General features: G+C 71.9%; 18 protein-coding genes. 6 read left to right on the forward strand and 12 right to left on the reverse strand.

Translation table 11 applies throughout. The features are described from left to right. Positions 1–13: 13 nt before the first annotated feature. The 4 genes from NO900_RS04885 to lwrS form a co-directional block, all read right to left on the reverse strand. Positions 14–490 carry a CopG family ribbon-helix-helix protein gene (locus tag NO900_RS04885; RefSeq protein ID WP_256408099.1) on the reverse strand — a complete coding sequence of 159 codons (477 nt, stop codon included), beginning with the start codon at positions 488–490 and terminating at the stop codon, positions 14–16. Positions 491–516: 26 nt separating this feature from the next. Continuing rightward, positions 517–858: a PadR family transcriptional regulator gene (locus tag NO900_RS04890; protein ID WP_256408100.1), complete on the reverse strand. Its 342-nt coding sequence runs from the start codon at positions 856–858 to the stop codon at positions 517–519. A 60-nt stretch (positions 859–918) separates the two neighbouring features. Then, positions 919–1,572: an HAD family hydrolase gene (locus NO900_RS04895; RefSeq protein ID WP_256408101.1), complete on the reverse strand. Its 654-nt coding sequence runs from the start codon at positions 1,570–1,572 to the stop codon at positions 919–921. An 88-nt stretch (positions 1,573–1,660) separates the two neighbouring features. After that, positions 1,661–2,029: an LWR-salt protein gene (lwrS, locus tag NO900_RS04900; protein WP_256408102.1), complete on the reverse strand. Its 369-nt coding sequence runs from the start codon at positions 2,027–2,029 to the stop codon at positions 1,661–1,663. Between the two features lie 64 nt (positions 2,030–2,093). Here lwrS and uppS point away from each other — a divergent pair, with 64 nt between their 5' ends. Then, entirely contained in the window at positions 2,094–3,089 is a 996-nt protein-coding gene (gene uppS / locus NO900_RS04905; RefSeq protein WP_256408103.1) for a polyprenyl diphosphate synthase, read from the forward strand. Between the two features lie 80 nt (positions 3,090–3,169). On the opposite strand, the gene NO900_RS04910 is transcribed toward uppS, so the two are convergent. Together NO900_RS04910 and NO900_RS04915 are read right to left on the reverse strand one after the other, a co-directional pair. Continuing rightward, positions 3,170–3,628, reverse strand: coding sequence for an NOB1 family endonuclease (locus tag NO900_RS04910; RefSeq protein WP_256408104.1), 459 nt, complete (start codon positions 3,626–3,628; stop codon positions 3,170–3,172). Then, positions 3,628–3,873: a PRC-barrel domain-containing protein gene (locus tag NO900_RS04915; RefSeq protein WP_256408105.1), complete on the reverse strand. Its 246-nt coding sequence runs from the start codon at positions 3,871–3,873 to the stop codon at positions 3,628–3,630. Before NO900_RS04915 ends, NO900_RS04910 begins: the two co-directional genes overlap by 1 nt. 183 nt (positions 3,874–4,056) lie before the next feature. Here NO900_RS04915 and infB point away from each other — a divergent pair, with 183 nt between their 5' ends. Together infB and NO900_RS04925 are read left to right on the forward strand one after the other, a co-directional pair. After that, the gene (gene infB, locus NO900_RS04920; RefSeq protein WP_256408106.1) at positions 4,057–5,850 is read left to right on the forward strand and encodes a translation initiation factor IF-2; all 1,794 of its coding nucleotides are present in this window, start codon (positions 4,057–4,059) and stop codon (positions 5,848–5,850) included. Positions 5,851–5,893: 43 nt separating this feature from the next. Then, positions 5,894–6,073: a DUF7987 family protein gene (locus NO900_RS04925; protein ID WP_256408107.1), complete on the forward strand. Its 180-nt coding sequence runs from the start codon at positions 5,894–5,896 to the stop codon at positions 6,071–6,073. A gap of 48 nt (positions 6,074–6,121) precedes the next feature. Here NO900_RS04925 and NO900_RS04930 read toward each other — a convergent pair whose 3' ends face one another. From NO900_RS04930 to NO900_RS04940, 3 genes are all read right to left on the reverse strand, one after another. After that, a complete protein-coding gene (locus NO900_RS04930) occupies positions 6,122–6,247 on the reverse strand; it encodes a hypothetical protein (protein ID WP_256408109.1) in 126 nt (41 codons plus the stop codon). Positions 6,248–6,323: 76 nt separating this feature from the next. Further along, positions 6,324–7,022, reverse strand: a complete 699-nt coding sequence (locus tag NO900_RS04935) for an SDR family oxidoreductase (protein ID WP_256408110.1) — start codon at positions 7,020–7,022, stop codon at positions 6,324–6,326. Positions 7,023–7,062: 40 nt separating this feature from the next. Further along, positions 7,063–7,923 carry a TOBE domain-containing protein gene (locus tag NO900_RS04940; protein ID WP_256408111.1) on the reverse strand — a complete coding sequence of 287 codons (861 nt, stop codon included), beginning with the start codon at positions 7,921–7,923 and terminating at the stop codon, positions 7,063–7,065. Positions 7,924–8,162: 239 nt separating this feature from the next. On the opposite strand from NO900_RS04940, the gene NO900_RS04945 reads away from it, so the two are divergent. From NO900_RS04945 to NO900_RS04955, 3 genes are read left to right on the forward strand one after another with little or no spacing between them, the layout of a single operon-like run. Next, entirely contained in the window at positions 8,163–9,098 is a 936-nt protein-coding gene (locus tag NO900_RS04945; protein ID WP_256408112.1) for an ABC transporter substrate-binding protein, read from the forward strand. 2 nt (positions 9,099–9,100) lie between these two features. Next, positions 9,101–9,847 (forward strand): ABC transporter permease, encoded by a 747-nt coding sequence (locus NO900_RS04950; RefSeq protein WP_379792049.1) that lies wholly within the window; start codon positions 9,101–9,103, stop codon positions 9,845–9,847. Continuing rightward, positions 9,847–10,599: an amino acid ABC transporter ATP-binding protein gene (locus tag NO900_RS04955; RefSeq protein ID WP_256408113.1), complete on the forward strand. Its 753-nt coding sequence runs from the start codon at positions 9,847–9,849 to the stop codon at positions 10,597–10,599. Before NO900_RS04950 ends, NO900_RS04955 begins: the two co-directional genes overlap by 1 nt. 467 nt (positions 10,600–11,066) lie before the next feature. On the opposite strand, the gene NO900_RS04960 is transcribed toward NO900_RS04955, so the two are convergent. From NO900_RS04960 to NO900_RS04970, 3 genes are read right to left on the reverse strand one after another with little or no spacing between them, the layout of a single operon-like run. Next, positions 11,067–11,618 (reverse strand): HIT family protein, encoded by a 552-nt coding sequence (locus NO900_RS04960; RefSeq protein ID WP_256408114.1) that lies wholly within the window; start codon positions 11,616–11,618, stop codon positions 11,067–11,069. Then, positions 11,618–12,526 carry a type II methionyl aminopeptidase gene (gene map, locus NO900_RS04965; protein ID WP_256408115.1) on the reverse strand — a complete coding sequence of 303 codons (909 nt, stop codon included), beginning with the start codon at positions 12,524–12,526 and terminating at the stop codon, positions 11,618–11,620. Before map ends, NO900_RS04960 begins: the two co-directional genes overlap by 1 nt. Positions 12,527–12,580: 54 nt before the next feature. Then, a complete protein-coding gene (locus NO900_RS04970; protein WP_256408116.1) occupies positions 12,581–14,755 on the reverse strand; it encodes a histidine kinase N-terminal 7TM domain-containing protein in 2,175 nt (724 codons plus the stop codon). Positions 14,756–14,799: the final 44 nt, after the last annotated feature.

Consider the following 14,799-nt stretch of genomic DNA (forward strand, 5'->3'; position numbering starts at 1 on the left):
GGTCCGGCGCCGGCTACTCGTCGGCGTGTCCGTGGCCGCGTCCGCCGCGACCGTGTCCGCCGTCCGCGGCCTCGCCGTCGCCGCCGAACTCGTCGACCGGCGTCACGCTGTAGTCGACGGTGAGCGTGTCCTTCGTCGCCCGGATCTTCCCGACGAACGCGGAGATCTCCTCCAAGCGTCCCTCCAACACGAACAGCTCCATGCAGTAGCGGGATCCGACGTGGTTGTGGAAGTTGGAGGCGACGAGCCCCTCGTGCTCGTGGCGGAGCCGCATCATCCGCTCCTCGACGCTCGTGGTCTCGTAGTCGAACAGCACCGTCACCACCGCCATCAGGTCCCTGTCCTCCAGCTTGGCGTCCTCGAACTCGCCGAGGAGGTTCCGCGAGGCCTCCCGGACGACCTCGCTGCGCCCGGTATAGCCGTGTTCGTCGGCGAACCCGTCGATCCGCTCCAGTAGCTCCTCCGGCATCGAGACGCTGACGACGGTCATTGTAATAACCCAGACCGGCGATGTTGTTAATCCTTGAGGTCCGGCCCGTCGGCGGGCCGGCCGTCCGGGGTCTCGTCACCCGCGAGCCCCGGCGCACCGACGCGCTCGGAGAGCCACTCGTAGTGGTCGAGGAGGGCGCGCTCGCCCGCGTCGGTGAGCGCGTAGACGTCGGCGATCCCCTCGGTCCGGCGGTCGAGGAACCCGGAGTCCACCAGCGACCGGAGCGTCGCGTAGAAGGAGCCGGGGTCGATCCGCTCGTCGTAGTGCGACTCCAGCCGGTTCTTCAGCGACTGCGCCCGCAGCTCGCCGGCGTCGTACAGCAGCGCGCAGAGGTCGCGCCGGCGACCGCTGTGGAACCACTTCGTCATGGGTCGGTTAGCGCGCGCCGACTCACGACCGTTTCGGTCGCGGGCGGACGGCACGGGGGCTCACCCGCACCCCAGCAGCTCGTCCAGCCGGCCGACGCGCCGGTCGCCGAGCACGCACCGCCCGCGGTCGCCGTGGCCGACGCGCTCGACGTGGACCGCGTCGAGGCCGGCGTTCCACGCCGCGCCCACGTCGCTCTCGCCGTCGCCGACGTAGTAGCCGCGGTCGGCGCGCGGGTCGACGCCGAGCTCGCGCATCGCCAGCTCGATCGGCGCCGGGTCCGGCTTCCAGCCCGTCTCGTCGGTGCAACAGACCACGGCGTCGAACCGGCCGTCGAGGCCGACCCGGTCGAGCACCGGCTCGGCGAGGAACCGCTGGCAGTGGGTGACGAGCCCGGTCGGCCCGCCGGCGTCGTCCACGCGGTCGAGCAGGCGGGCGGCGTCGTCGTGGAGGAACGTCGCCTCCGCGCGGACCGTCGGGTCCTCGACCGCGTGGAACGCCGGCCAGAAGTCGTCCGGGTCGACGCCCATCCCGCGGAGGGTCTCGGCGCGCGACCCGCCGAGCCCGTTCCAGAGGACGCGCGCCTCGCGGTCGGAGAAGCGTCGACCGAGCCGGTCGCCGACGCGGTCGAACACCTCGCGGGTGTACGCCCACTCGGCGTCGACGAGCGTGCCGTCGAGGTCGAACAGGTGGAAGTCGTAGTCGGCGACGAACACGGGCCGACCGGTACGCCGCCGACCGATAAGTGCGTTGCGGGGTCGCGAGAGACGGTACCGCGGTGCTCGGACTCCCTTCCGAAAGCCCTCACTCCCCTCGCACGTGGATCGACGACCCGAGGTACTTGCGGAGGACCTCGTCGACCGAGTCGGCGTTGAACCGAGCGAGGTCGTCGGCGATCTCGCGTCGCAGCGCGTCGAGCTGCTCCCGGTCGGTCCGGAGTTCGCGGAACTCGACGGCGACGACGTCGACGTCGAGGCGATCGCTCGCGAGGGTCCGGAACGTCGGCTCGTCGCCGATCTCGCCGCGCCAGAGCCGGTCGCGGAAGAACAGCCACCCGTCGGCGCCGGGCTCGCTCGCTGGGATCTCCATCGTCGCCTCGAACCGGTCCGGGTCGACCGCCGCGCCGTCCGGGTCGAGCCGGAACGCGACGGCGAAGACGTAGGCGGCGTCCATCGGTCGCGATCTGCGCGGTCGGAGGGTAAAAGTACATATCCCTCGGTCGTGTCGGTCCCCACGTATGTTGGATCGCCTCCGCGACCTCGGCGAGCGCGCCTACCGCCGCCACCTCCGCCGCGAGATCGACGACGTGCCGGCCCACGTCGCGATCATCCAGGACGGGAACCGGCGGTACGCCCGCGAGCGCGGCGACGACGCGCCCGACGGGCACCGCGCCGGCGCCGACACCACCGAGCGCGTGCTCGACTGGTGCGCCGACCTCGGCGTCGCGGAGCTGACGCTGTACGCCTTCTCGACCGAGAACTTCGAGCGCCCCGACGAGGAGCTGACGCCGCTGTTCGACCTCTTAGAGCGCAAGCTCCGCGAGTTCGCCGACGCCGACCGCGTCCACGAGCAGGGCGTCCGGGTCCGCGCCATCGGCGACGTCGCCCGGCTCCCGCCCCGCGTCCGCGACGCGGTCGACTACGCCGAGCGCCGCACCGCCGACAACGACCGGTTCACCCTGAACGTCGCGCTCGCGTACGGCGGCCGGACCGAGCTCCTCGACGCCGCCCGGACGATCGCCGCCGACGTCGACGCCGGCGACCTCGACCCGAGCGACGTCGACGCCGGGACCGTCGAGGACCGGCTGTACGACCGGCCGGTCCGCGACGTCGACCTCATCGTCCGGACCGGCGGCGACGAGCGCACCTCGAACTTCCTCCCGTGGCACGCCAACGGCAACGAGGCCGCCGTCTACTTCTGTGCGCCCTACTGGCCGGAGTTCTCGCAGCGGGAGTTCCTCCGGGCCATCCGCACCTACCAGTCCCGCGAGGAGTCGTGGCAGCGCGCCCGCGCGGAGCGGGCCGTCGCCCTCGTCCGGGCGGTCGCCGAGGCGGAGCTCGCCGAGGCCCGAACCGTCGCCGGGCGGCTCCGCGAGCGCGTCCCTCGCCTCGACGGGAGCGACCTCTCCGACGACGCCCTCGGGATCGCCGAGGGCGACGCGGTCGGGAGGGCTAACGGCGACGCGGCCGGTGGGGTCGAGCGCGACGTCCGAGAACAGTCGAGAGCGGACTGACCGCGCGGGAGCGATCGGCGCCGTCGCTCCCGAGCCCGCCGCCCCGGCCGCGGACCCTTCGGTCCGACTCCCCCGTCCGGTCAGGCCGGGTTCTTCCGCGTCAGGTCGCTGCCGCAGATCGGGCACCGCTCCCGGTTCTCGTCGAACGTGCGGTTGCAGCCGACGCACTGGAAGCGCCACTCGCGCTCCTCGGCGATCCCGTCCCTGGCGATCGGCTCGACGGCGAGGTCGAGCCGCTCGGCGACGTTCTGCATCGCGTAGTCGTCGGTGACGAGCGTCGCGCTCAACTCCAGCGCGGTCGCGATCAGCCGGGTGTCGGTGTCGGACAGCTCCGCCTCGTCGCCCGAGCCGCGCGCGGCGCGCCGGACGTTGTCGATGACCTCGGGGGCCGGGACGTGGATCGTCATCCCGGAGCCCTCCATCGCGTCGAAGCGGAGCGCCCCCTCGCCGGTGAGCTCCTCGTGCACTTCGGGCACCGAGACGACGTCGTCGTCGGTGGTGTACTCGTGGATGAACGCCGAGGTGTCGAGGACTTCCATCAGCGGGCGACGACGATGTAGTCCTTCACCGCCTGCACGTTCGCGACCGGCACCTTCAGTCGGCCCATCTCGTCGACGTCGAAGCCGACCCGATCGGCGCTGAGCTGCTCGTGCGGGCTGACGAGCAGGTCGTTCAGCTCCCCCGACTTCAGGTCCATCGTGATGTTGTACAGGTCGCCGAGCTCCGTGCCGTCCGAGCTCATCACCGCCTTCCCGGAGAGGTTCTCCGCGAGGATGTCTACCATGTTCTCACCGTCCGTGGCAACGGTCTTAAACGCCACGGGGGCGTCCGACGGGCGACGGACGCCGACCGGGACCCCCGAGCGAGGCGGCCCCGAACCCGGGCGGTCCGGCCGGCGGCGTTTTGAAAGGCTTAACTGACGCCCGGGCGGAACACACGGTAACCGACCTTCTCGGGGCGATCACCCATGACCGACCACACAAACGCGGACACCCTTCGGACGCCGATCGTCGCCGTGTTGGGCCACGTCGATCACGGCAAGACGAGCCTGCTCGACACGATCCGCGGCTCCGCCGTCAGCGAGGGCGAGGCCGGCGCGATCACCCAGCACATCGGGGCGACGGACATCCCCCTCGACACCATCTCCGGCATGGCCGGCGAGCTCATCGACCCGACCGACTTCGACCTCCCCGGCCTCCTCTTCATCGACACGCCGGGCCACCACTCCTTCTCGACGCTGCGCGCCCGCGGCGGCGCCCTCGCCGACATCGCGGTGCTCGTCGTCGACGTCAACGACGGGTTCCAGCCGCAGACCGAGGAGGCGATCGACATCCTCCGGCGCACCGGGACTCCCTTCGTCGTCGCCGCCAACAAGGTGGACACGACGCCGGGGTGGAACCCGCAGGACGGTCAGCCGATCCAGAAGAGCCTGGAGGCGCAGTCGGAGCGCGCCGAGTCCATGCTCAACGAGAACCTCTACGAGATCATCGGCCAGCTCTCCGACGCCGGCTTCTCCGCCGACCTCTACTGGCGCGTGCAGGACTTCCAGAAGAACATCGGCGTCGTCCCGCTGTCGGCGCTCACCGGCGAGGGCGTCCCCGACCTCCTCACCGTCCTGATGGGGCTCTCCCAGCGGTTCATGAAGGAGGAGATGGCGATCGACGTGCGCGGGCCGGGCGAGGGGACGGTGCTGGAGGTGAAAGACGAGCGCGGCTTCGGCGCCACCATCGACACGGTGGTGTACGACGGCGTCGTGCGCAACGGCGACCGGCTCGTCGTCGGCGGGCAGGAGGAGCCGATCGTCACGGAGATCCGAGCGCTGTTGCAGCCGCGGCCCCTGGAGGAGATCCGCACCGAGAAGGAGTTCGAGAAGGTGGCGGAGGTCGGCGCCGCGGCCGGGGTGAAGATCGCCGCGCCCGACCTCGACCGGGCGATGGCCGGCGCGCCGGTCCGGGTCGTCCGCGACCGGCCGGAGGTCGAGGTCGTCGAGGAGGTGAAGGCCGAGCTCGCGGAGATCGAGGTCGACACCGCCGAGGACGGCGTCGTGGTCAAGGCCGACACGCTCGGCTCGCTGGAGGCGATGGCGAACGCGCTCCGCGAGGCCGAGGTGCCCGTCCTGCGCGCCGAGGTCGGCGACATCGCGCCGCGCGACATCGCCGTGGCCGAGACGGCGAACCAGGACGAGCACAAGGCCATCCTCGGCTTCAACGTCGACCTCCTCGCGAACGCGGAGGCGGAGCTGGAGAACGCCGACGTGAAGCTGTTCACGAACGACGTGATCTACCAGCTGATCGAGGACTACGAGACGTTCGTCGAGGAGCGCCAGCGCGCGCAACAGGAGACGGTGCTCGACAAGGTCGTCCGCCCCGCGCGCTTCCGGATCCTCCCCGACCACACGTTCCGCCAGAACGACCCCGCGGTCGTCGGCGTCGAGGTCATCTCCGGGACCCTCCAGAACAACCGGAACGTCGGGACGTTCGAGGGCAACGAGTTCGACCGCGTCGGCCAGCTCTCCGGGATCCAGAAGCAGGGCGACGACGTCGACGAGGCGCGCGCCGGCGAGCGCGTGAGCATCGCCATCGACGGCCCCACCGTCGGGCGCGGCATCGAGGAGGGCGACACCCTCTGGACCGAGGTGCCCGAGAAGCACGCGAAGATCCTCGAACAGGAGCTGAAAGAGGAGATCACGGCCGACGAGCGCGAGGCGCTCGCGGCGTACCTCGACACGAAGCGGAAGCGGGACCCCTTCTGGGGGAAGTAGCGGCCCCACAGCACACTTTTAGCCGGGCGACGAAAGGTCCGCTATGGTCTCTCGCGAGAACGCCGTCATCCTCCTCTGTATGGCCGCCGGACTGGCGCTGGCCTACGGCGGTCGCGTCCTCACGGAGCTGAGCGACACCGTCCTGATCGGAGCGCTGTTGACGGTCGGAGTCGTCGTTCCTCAGCTCCTCAACGGCTACCTCGACGCCCGCGAGGAGGCGTGAGACGGCTCTGCGTGTCTTCTCCGACCGGCCCGCGGCGGATCGGCGCCCTCAGAGCGACTCGCCGCAGCTCGGACACTCCGGACCGTGGCCCCCGTCGACGGGCTCGACGCTGAGACGGCAGGTCTCACACCACCGACGCCCCCGGGTCTCTTCGGTCGGCACGTCATGTGACATACGTTGTCATTACGCACGACCAGGTTATAATCGTTACCGACGCCCCGGCGCACCGTGACGGCCGCGAGGCCCGGACTCACCGCGGGAGCGTCCAGTTCACGTCGACGCCGCGCTCTGGGAACCGGGGCGTGGAGACGACCTCGAACGTCCGGTCCGCCGCGCCCTCGGTCGTCGGCGCCGCGGTCATGAGCCAGGCCACGTCGGCCCGGGAGACGGTCCCCCACAGCTTCGCGCCCGGCTCGGCCGTCGTGACGAGCCCCGTCCGGCGCCCGTTCGTCAGGACGCCCGGACGGAGTATCGTGTGGCGGATCGGCGCCTCGCGGATCGCGGCCTCGGCGTCCGCCTTCGCCTCCTGGAGCGGCCCGATGAACGCGCCGAACGCCGACGCCAGCGGGCTCGCCGGCTCGGGGCCGACGCCGATCGCCGACTCCATCACGAACGCGTCGACGCCGGCGTCGACCGCCGCGTCCAGGAGCGCTCGGTTCCCGGCCCCGTCGACGAACGGCGGGCCGCTCCGGACGGCCGACGTCGTGCTCCCGACGGCGCTTATCACCGCGTCGACCCCCTCGACGGCGGCCGCGAGGTCGGACGGGTCGAGGAGGTCGTCCACCGCGACCTCGTCCGCGCCGGCCGCGCGGAGGTCGGCCGTGGCCCCCGGGGAACGCGTGAGCGCGCGAACGGTGTCGACTCGCGGTCCGGCCCGCCGCAGCACCTCCCGACCCGTTCCGCCGGTGGCGCCCGCGACGAGGACCGCGTCGACGTCGTGCGTGGGCATACCGGTCCCTCGGCGCCGAGCCTAAAGAGCGTCGGGGGGTTCACTCCCGGACCGACCGCCCCACGTGCTCCACCACGCGCGTCGCGGTCGCCTTCCAGCGGATCGCCACGTCGTCGCCCGGCTCCAGGTCCAGCCGCGCCGCGCTCTCGGCCGTGACCAGCGCGCGGAACGCCGTCTCGCCCACTTCGACCCGCACCGTCGAGACGGTCTCGCCGGCGTCGACCTCGACCACCTCCCCTCGCAGGCGGTTCCGGGCGCTCGTCGCGTCCGGGTCCACGCCGACGTCGCCCCTGTGGATCGTCACCGCGTCGGCGCCGATCCGCACCTGCACCGCGTCGCCGACGGCGACCCGGTCGCGGCCGTCGCTCGCGCCGACCGCGTCGCCCGCGCCTCTCGCGCCGTCGGAACCGCCGCCGTCCGTATCCCCGGCGCCGCCGCGGAGCCCCCGGACCGTCCCCACCGCGGTGTCGACGTCGGCCAGCTCGCCGTCGACGCTCGCCACGGTCCCGTCGAGCACCGTCTCGGGGACGCTCGCGGTCGCGGCGAGCACGGTCTGCAGCCGGTCGTAGCGGTCGAGGAGCCCGCGCCCCGCCTCGGTGAGCCGGCTGCCGCCGCCCCCCGAGCCGCCGCGCCGCCGCTCGACGAGCCGGCCGAACGACTCCTCCAGCGCCTCGATCCGCGAGAGCGCCCGGGCCCGCGAGCGCCCCAGCTCGGCGGCCGCGCCCGCGACCGAGCCGGCCTCATGGACCGCCCTGAGGAGCGCGGCGTCGCGCCCGTCGAACTCGGCGTCGCCCTCGATGAGCGCCGCGCTGCCGCGGCCCGCTCCGGTGGCGCTCCCCTCCGCGGCGCTTTCCTCCGCGGCGCTCCCATCCGCGGCGCCCTCTTCGCCGCTCTCGTCCATACGGAAGCCGTCGTTCCGGGAGGTGTTGGCGCTTTCCCTCCCCGGAAGCGTCGACCTCGCTGACGGCAACGTAACCGTTCGCGGTCGCCCCCCGTTCCGGTCCCGACCGGCCGCGGAACGCGATCGGGGACCGCCTCGGCCCCGACGGCTCGCTCCGGGTTCCTCGTCCGAGAGCGGGTAACCGTTCGCGATTAACCGACGGCAGAAGCTATATTTGGGGTCGGTCCGTCGGTGTATCTATGCCGATACATCGACGGCAGTTCGTCGCCGCGCTCGGCGCGGGAACCGTAGCGAGCACGGCCGGATGCACGCAGTTCGGTCAGGGCCAGTCGGAGAGCGGTAGCGGGGCCGGCGTGGCCGGCGAGACCCTGACGCTCACGACCACGACGAGCACCTACGACACGGGGCTGCTCGACGCGATCCACACCGACTTCGAGGAGATGTACGCCGTGACCGTCGACGCGGTCGCACAGGGGACCGGCGCGGCCCTGGAGTCGGCCCGCAACGGCGACTCCGACGTGGTGATGGTCCACGCCCGCGGGCTCGAAGACGAGTTCCTGCGCAACGGGTACGGGGTCAACCGCCGGGACCTGATGTTCAACGACTTCGTGATCGTCGGCCCCGAGAGCGACCCCGCCGGGATCCAGGGGATGTCGTCCGCGACGGAGGCGCTCACCGCCATCGCCGAGGCGCAGGCGGGGTTCGTCTCGCGCGGCGACAACTCCGGCACGCACACGAAGGAGCTGAACCTCTGGGAGGCGGCCGGCACCGAGCCGGGCGGCGACTGGTACCAGGAGACCGGCACCGGGATGGGCGAGGCGCTGAACATCGCCAACCAGCAGGGCGCGTACACCCTCTCGGACCGCGGCACGTTCATCTCGCAGCGCTCGGAGATCGACCTCACGATCCTCGTGCAGGGCCCCATCGAGGGCGGGCCGGAGACCCTCGCGAACCCGTACGGGATCATGGCGGTCAACCCCGGCGTCCACGACAACGCGAACTACGACCTCGCGATGGCGTACATCGGCTGGATCACGAGCCCGGAGGTCCAGGAGTCCATCTCGGAGTACCAGGTGAACGGGGAGCAGCTGTTCTTCCCCAGGGCGGTCTCCGAGGACCCGGACTTCCAGCAGTACGTTCCGGAAGGCTGGAGTAGCGACTCGTCCGACGAGTAAGCGTGCCGATCGAGCCAGTCGCACAGTCGCTTCCCGGAATCGTCCGGGTCGCGGTCGATCTGCCGCTCCTCCTCGACCTCCCGTTCAGGGACGGGTACGTCTGGAGCATCGTCTACGTCTCCCTGTACGTGAGCCTCACCGCCGTGGCGCTGAGCACGCTGTTCAGCGTGCCGGTCGCCGTCGTGCTTGGATTCGCCGAGTTCCCGGGCAAGGGGTTCGTGAAGTCCGTCATCAACACCGGGATGGGGTTTCCGAGCGTCGTCGTCGGCCTCGTCGTGCTGTTCGCCGTCTCGAACCAGGGGCCGCTCGGCGCGCTCGACCTGATCTTCACGAAGCAGGCGATGATCATGTCGCAGTTCGTGCTCGCGACGCCGCCGATCACGGCCATCACCCTCGCGGCCGTCTCCGGGGTCGACGACGGCGTCCGCGACGCGGCGCGCGCGCTCGGCGGCACGCGGGTCGACACGGCGCTCGTCGTCCTGAAGGAGGCGCGGTACGGGATCGCGACCGCGATCCTCGCCGGGTTCGGCCGCGCCATCAGCGAGGTCGGCTCGGTGCTCATCGTCGGCGGCAACATCACGGGCGCGGACGGGATCTCGAAGACCCGCACGCTGACGACCGCGATCCAGCTGGAGGCGCGCCAGGGACAGTACGGAACCGCGATGGTGCTCGGCGCGGTCCTCGTGACGCTCGTGTTGACGATCAACGCCGTTGTCGTTCACTTCGGCGACAGCGGGGTGACGCGGTGATGCTCCGAGCGACCGGCGTCTCGAAGTCGTTCGCGGGCGAGCGGGTGTTCGACGAGATCTCCGTCGCGGCGGACGCCGGCGAGGTCCTCGGCGTCATCGGCCCTTCTGGCGTCGGCAAGACGACGCTGCTCCGGACGCTCGCGCTCTCGCTCGAACCCGACGCCGGGACCGTCGAACTCGACGGCACGGACGCGTGGGCCGTCGACGAGTCCGACCGGCTCGCCCTGCGGCGGCGGGTCGGCATGGTGTTCCAGGAGGCGAGCCTCTTCGACGCGTCCGTGGGCCGAAACGTCGAGTACGGGCTCCGGGTCCGGAGCCCGTGGGGCGACCGGATCGCCGCGGCGCTGGGGCTCGCCGAGACGCCCGACGCCGTCCGCGAGTCGCTCGACGTGGTCGGACTGACGGAGAAGGCGAACCAGCACGCCGACTCGCTGTCGGGCGGGGAGGCGCAGCGCGTGTCGTTCGCCCGCGCACTGGCGTACGACCCCGACGTGTTGCTGCTCGACGAGCCCACATCCGACCTCGATCCGCGGAACACGGCCGTCATCGAGGAGGCGATCGAGGAGGCGAGACGTCGGGGCATCGGCGTCGTCGTGGCGACCCACGACATGCATCAGGCCGAGCGCGTCGCCGACCGCGTCGCGGTGCTGCTCGACGACGGGATCACGGAGGTCGGCCCGACGGAGCGGATCTTCGACGACCCCTCGGACGAGCGCACCCGGAAGTTCATCTCCGGCGAACTGGTGTACTGACGGATACCGAGAAGAGACGGGAACCCGGCCGGAAGTCGGCGATTCGATAGCGGTGATCAAGGGGTCTACGGTGAACGCCTCTAAAGCCCCAGCCGCTCGGCGATACGTGATCGACTGCGGATCGATGGCAGACACCGCCAAAGCCCATCCGCTCGGCTGTACGCGATTGCTACTAGATTGCCGGTGAACTCCTCCAAAGCCCCAGCCGCGAGGACGGCGCACGCTCGCTGCGGTCCTCGGTCACTCGCTCCGCTCGTTCCCTGCGGTCCTTACGTCGCCTGCGCCGTCCTCGCGGCTGCCCCTTTGAGTCCCACCCCACACCGCACCGCGGCCTCACGCCTCCCCAGCCTCGCCGCTCACGCCCTGTGGGCGTTCGCGGCGTCCCTCGCGCGTGCGACTCGCGGCCGGTGGCCGCTCGTCGGCACGCGCCACCGCACCCCTTTCTGTATCCGATCAGTATCACAGCCTCAGATTTCGAAGTCGATCTCGACCGGGTCACCGCCCTCGACGTCGCCCGGATCGACGGCGTCCTCGTCGGCGGCGAAGCCGGCGTGGAGGTGTTCGTAGGTGCGGTCGATCGCCTCCACGATCACCTTCGTGTCGCCGGTCACGGGCATGAAGTTCGTGTCGCCGTCCCACCGCGGGACGACGTGGGTGTGGAGGTGGTCGACCGAGCCGCCGGCGGCGGCCCCGCCGAGGTTCTGGCCCGTGTTCACCCCGTCGGGGTCGACATCGCGGCGCAGCGCCGCCAGCGTCGCCGCCTTCAGTCTCGCGTGGTCGAGGAGGGTCGCGTCGCCGAGGTCCGTCGGGTCCTCGACGTGCTCGTCCGGGATCACCATCGCGTGACCGGGGTTGTACGGCGCGTTGTTGAGGAGGACGTAGTTGCGCTCGCTGCGGGCGACGATCCGGGCCTCGCGGGCGTCCTCGCGCTCGGGCAGGACGCAGAACGGACAGCCGTCGATCGGGTCGGCGTCGCGCTCGACCCACTCGATCCGCCACGGGGCGTAGATCCGGTCCATCAGTCGTCGAAGCCGTGGATCCCCGCCGTCGTCACCTCGACGCCGTCCTCCGTGATCAGGAGGGTGTGCTCCGCCTGGCTCACGAGGGCGTCGTCGGCCTCCTTCAGGACGGGGTACCCCTTCACCGCGTTCGCCTGCTTGAGGCGCCGGAGCGCCATCCCGACGCGGTCGCCCTCCAGCCACCGCGCCGCGAACGGGAGGTCGTCGAACGCCTCGATCTCTTCGAGGGCCTGCCGCGCGCGGCGGTCGCGCACGCTCGCGGAGCCCTGGCGTTCGAAGATCTCCTCGTCTGTCCCCTCGCCGACCTTGCCGCGCCCGTCGGTGGCGAACGGCTCGATGGCGACCGCCTGTCCGGGCTCCAGCTCGACGGAGCGGTCGACGCCGCGGTTCGGGACCGTCGGCCCCGTGTGGGCGTCGTAGCGCTCGACGCCGTGTCCGGAGAGGTTCAGGACGGGCGTGTAGCCGTACCCCCGGATCACGTCCTCGATCGCCCCGCCGACGACGCCGACCTCGACGCCCGGGCCGGCCTCGTCGACCGCGGCCTCCAGCGCCATCTCGGCGGCCTCGACGAGTTCCGGGTTCCCGGAGTGGTCGACGGTCACCGCGGCGTCGGCGATGTAGCCGTCGACGTGGACGCCGACGTCGAGACACACCATCTCCTCGCCGAACTCGGTCTCGTCGCCGCGGCTCGGCGTGGCGTGCGACGCCTCCGGGTCGACGCTGATGTTGACGGGGAACGCGAGCCCGGCCCCCCGCTCGCGGACGAAGTCCTCGGTCCACTCGGCGACCTCCAGGTGCGTCCGCCCCGGCTCGACCATCTTCCGGGCCTCGTTCGTCGCCTCGACCAACACCGCGCCGGCCTCCCGGTAGCTCTCGACGGCCTCGTCGTCCAGGGATCCGTGGCTCATGCCCGTCGGTTCGGTCAGCGACCGCAAAGAGGTTGCGGAGCGACGGCGACGACGTCAGTCCGGGGCGTCGGCCGCGGCCGAGTCCCCGCCGTCGACCGCGGTCGAACTCTCACCGTCGGCCGCGGTCGGCGGGCTCCCCTCGCGCTCGGCGACCGCCGCCTCCCCGTCGCCCGCGTCGGCCGCCGGGAGCCACATCGCGACCAGCGTCCCCGTCGGCTCCCGCGTGTCGATGTCGAGCTCGCCGCCCGACTCCGTCACGATCCAGTGGACGAGCCAGAGGCCGAGGCCGCTCGCGTGCTCCAACTCCGTCTCGCGCGCCTCCGAGAAGACCGCCCGCTCGGCCGGCGGGATGCCCGGCCCGTCGTCGGCGACCTCGATCCGGTACCCCCCGTCGGCGGCCGCGACGCTCGCCTCGACGGTCGGGCGGTCACGGTCGCTGTGGACGACGGCGTTCTCCAGCACGTTCCGGACGGCCGATTCGAGCAGCTCGTCGGCGCAGGCGACGGCGGCGTCGGGGGTCGAGATCCGCACGGTCGCGTGCGGGAACGACGAGCCGAGCGACGCGCAGAGGCGCTCGACCAGCTCCGCGAGGTCGATCGTCGTCTGTCCGCCCTCGCTGTGGAGCGCGACGTCGATCTCGCGGGCCTGGTCGCTGAGGTGCGTCAGCGTCTCCACCTTCCGGTCGATGATGTCCAGGTAGCCGTCGCCCTCCGAGTCGACGTGGTCGCGCAGCAGGTCGGCGTACCCGCCGATCACGTTCGCGTCGTTCTTCAGGTCGTGTCTGAGGACGCGGTTGAGCACCTGCAGGCGCTGCTCGTACCGGCGGCTCTCGGTCACGTCCGTCGCGGTGATCACGACCTCCTCCGCGTCGTCGAACAGCCGCTCGACGGTCGTCTCGAACCGGCGCCAGTTCCCGTCGGCGTGCGCGATCCGGTGGTCGATCGGTTGCGGGTCCCCCGTCTCGAAGGCGCGCTCGAACGCGCGCTGAGCGTCCAGCCTGTCGTCCGGGTGGACCAGGTCGACGATCGGCCGCCCCTCGATCTCGGCGGGCGAGCGGCCGAGCAGCCGCTCGATCGAGGGGCTCACGTAGCGGAGCAGGCCGTCGGCGCCGCAGACGGCGATCACGTTCGGCGACTTCTCGATGAGCGTCCGGTACCGGCGCTGGAGCGTCTCCCGCTCGGTCACGTCTCGGAAGAGGAGGACCGTCCCGCTCCGGTCGCGCCTCGTCCCCCCGCGGTCGGCGGCGATGGAGTGGACGCTCACGGTCAGGAACCGGTGACCGCTTTCGCCGTCGAGCGTCACTCGGAACTCGTCCTCGCGCGGTCCGGCGTCGCCCTCGCCGGTCACCGCCTCGGCGACGCTCGGGGCGCGGTCGAACGCCGCCGCGACGTCGCGTCCGACCGCGACGGACGGGAACAGCCCCCTCGCCGGCCCGTTCGCGTCGACGATCCGACCCGTCGCGTCCGTCACGACGACCCCGTCGGCGAGGTTCGCGAAGACGGCGTCGCGGGCGATCGGCGAGAGGTCGAGGAGGCGGCCCTTGAACGCGACCCAGCCGATCACCCCCGACGTGGCGGCGAACGTCACCGGGGTGAGGTCGACGAACGGCGGGCCCGACGCGCTCCAGACGCCGACGATTCCGGCGACGGTCGGCGCCGCGCCGGCGACGAGCAGCAGCGCGGCCTGCCGCCGGAACACGCCCTCCCGGACGAGCGCCGCGCGGCCGAGGGCGGCGAAGGTGAGCAGGTTCACGGCGTACGAGTAGGCCACGAACGCGAGGAGCGCCGGCGTCGGGGCGAACTCCACGACGAGGTACCCCCCGGCGTCGGCGAGCGACGGGGCGCGGTAGAACAGCTGTTCCGCGCCGAACAGGAGGGCACCGCCGGCCGCGGTCGCGGGGACGAGACAGAGGAGCGCGAACCGGCGCGGCCGGAACCACGCCGTCCGATCGAGGTACGCGAGCACGAACGCGGGCCAGGCGACCCCGAGGACGCCGATCCCGACCCAGACGAACCGGTTCCAGAAGAGGGTCGCGTCGAGGGCGGTCGCCGACAGCTGGGCCGCGTACGCCAGCGACCAGACCCCGCTCCCGACCGCGACGCCGACGAAGGCGTGGACGAGGGGCCCGTCTCCGCGCCGCCGCTTCGTCGCGGCGTACGCGGCGAAGCAGACGGCGGCGACCGCCGCCACGAGCAACGGGGCCGTGTACGGCGTCGGTTGCCACGCCATCTGTATCGAGCCCATGACGGTAGCGGATAAAAATGAACCGGACC

This window comes from Halorubrum rutilum, assembly GCF_024494565.1.

Excerpts from the sequence above, each read along its gene's own strand:
- map (WP_256408115.1), bottom strand. The coding sequence starts at position 12,526 with ATGAGCCACGGATCCCTGGACGACGAGGCCGTCGAGAGCTACCGGGAG.
- NO900_RS04960 (WP_256408114.1), bottom strand. The coding sequence starts at position 11,618 with ATGGACCGGATCTACGCCCCGTGGCGGATCGAGTGGGTCGAGCGCGAC.
- infB (WP_256408106.1), top strand. The coding sequence starts at position 4,057 with ATGACCGACCACACAAACGCGGACACCCTTCGGACGCCGATCGTCGCC.
- NO900_RS04915 (WP_256408105.1), bottom strand. The coding sequence starts at position 3,873 with ATGGTAGACATCCTCGCGGAGAACCTCTCCGGGAAGGCGGTGATGAGC.
- NO900_RS04940 (WP_256408111.1), bottom strand. The coding sequence starts at position 7,923 with ATGGACGAGAGCGGCGAAGAGGGCGCCGCGGATGGGAGCGCCGCGGAG.
- NO900_RS04970 (WP_256408116.1), bottom strand. The coding sequence starts at position 14,755 with ATGGCGTGGCAACCGACGCCGTACACGGCCCCGTTGCTCGTGGCGGCG.
- NO900_RS04945 (WP_256408112.1), top strand. The coding sequence starts at position 8,163 with ATGCCGATACATCGACGGCAGTTCGTCGCCGCGCTCGGCGCGGGAACC.
- NO900_RS04910 (WP_256408104.1), bottom strand. The coding sequence starts at position 3,628 with ATGGAAGTCCTCGACACCTCGGCGTTCATCCACGAGTACACCACCGAC.
- NO900_RS04955 (WP_256408113.1), top strand. The coding sequence starts at position 9,847 with ATGCTCCGAGCGACCGGCGTCTCGAAGTCGTTCGCGGGCGAGCGGGTG.
- NO900_RS04890 (WP_256408100.1), bottom strand. The coding sequence starts at position 858 with ATGACGAAGTGGTTCCACAGCGGTCGCCGGCGCGACCTCTGCGCGCTG.
- NO900_RS04935 (WP_256408110.1), bottom strand. The coding sequence starts at position 7,022 with ATGCCCACGCACGACGTCGACGCGGTCCTCGTCGCGGGCGCCACCGGC.
- uppS (WP_256408103.1), top strand. The coding sequence starts at position 2,094 with ATGTTGGATCGCCTCCGCGACCTCGGCGAGCGCGCCTACCGCCGCCAC.
- NO900_RS04930 (WP_256408109.1), bottom strand. The coding sequence starts at position 6,247 with ATGTCACATGACGTGCCGACCGAAGAGACCCGGGGGCGTCGGTGGTGT.
- NO900_RS04885 (WP_256408099.1), bottom strand. The coding sequence starts at position 490 with ATGACCGTCGTCAGCGTCTCGATGCCGGAGGAGCTACTGGAGCGGATC.
- NO900_RS04925 (WP_256408107.1), top strand. The coding sequence starts at position 5,894 with ATGGTCTCTCGCGAGAACGCCGTCATCCTCCTCTGTATGGCCGCCGGA.
- lwrS (WP_256408102.1), bottom strand. The coding sequence starts at position 2,029 with ATGGACGCCGCCTACGTCTTCGCCGTCGCGTTCCGGCTCGACCCGGAC.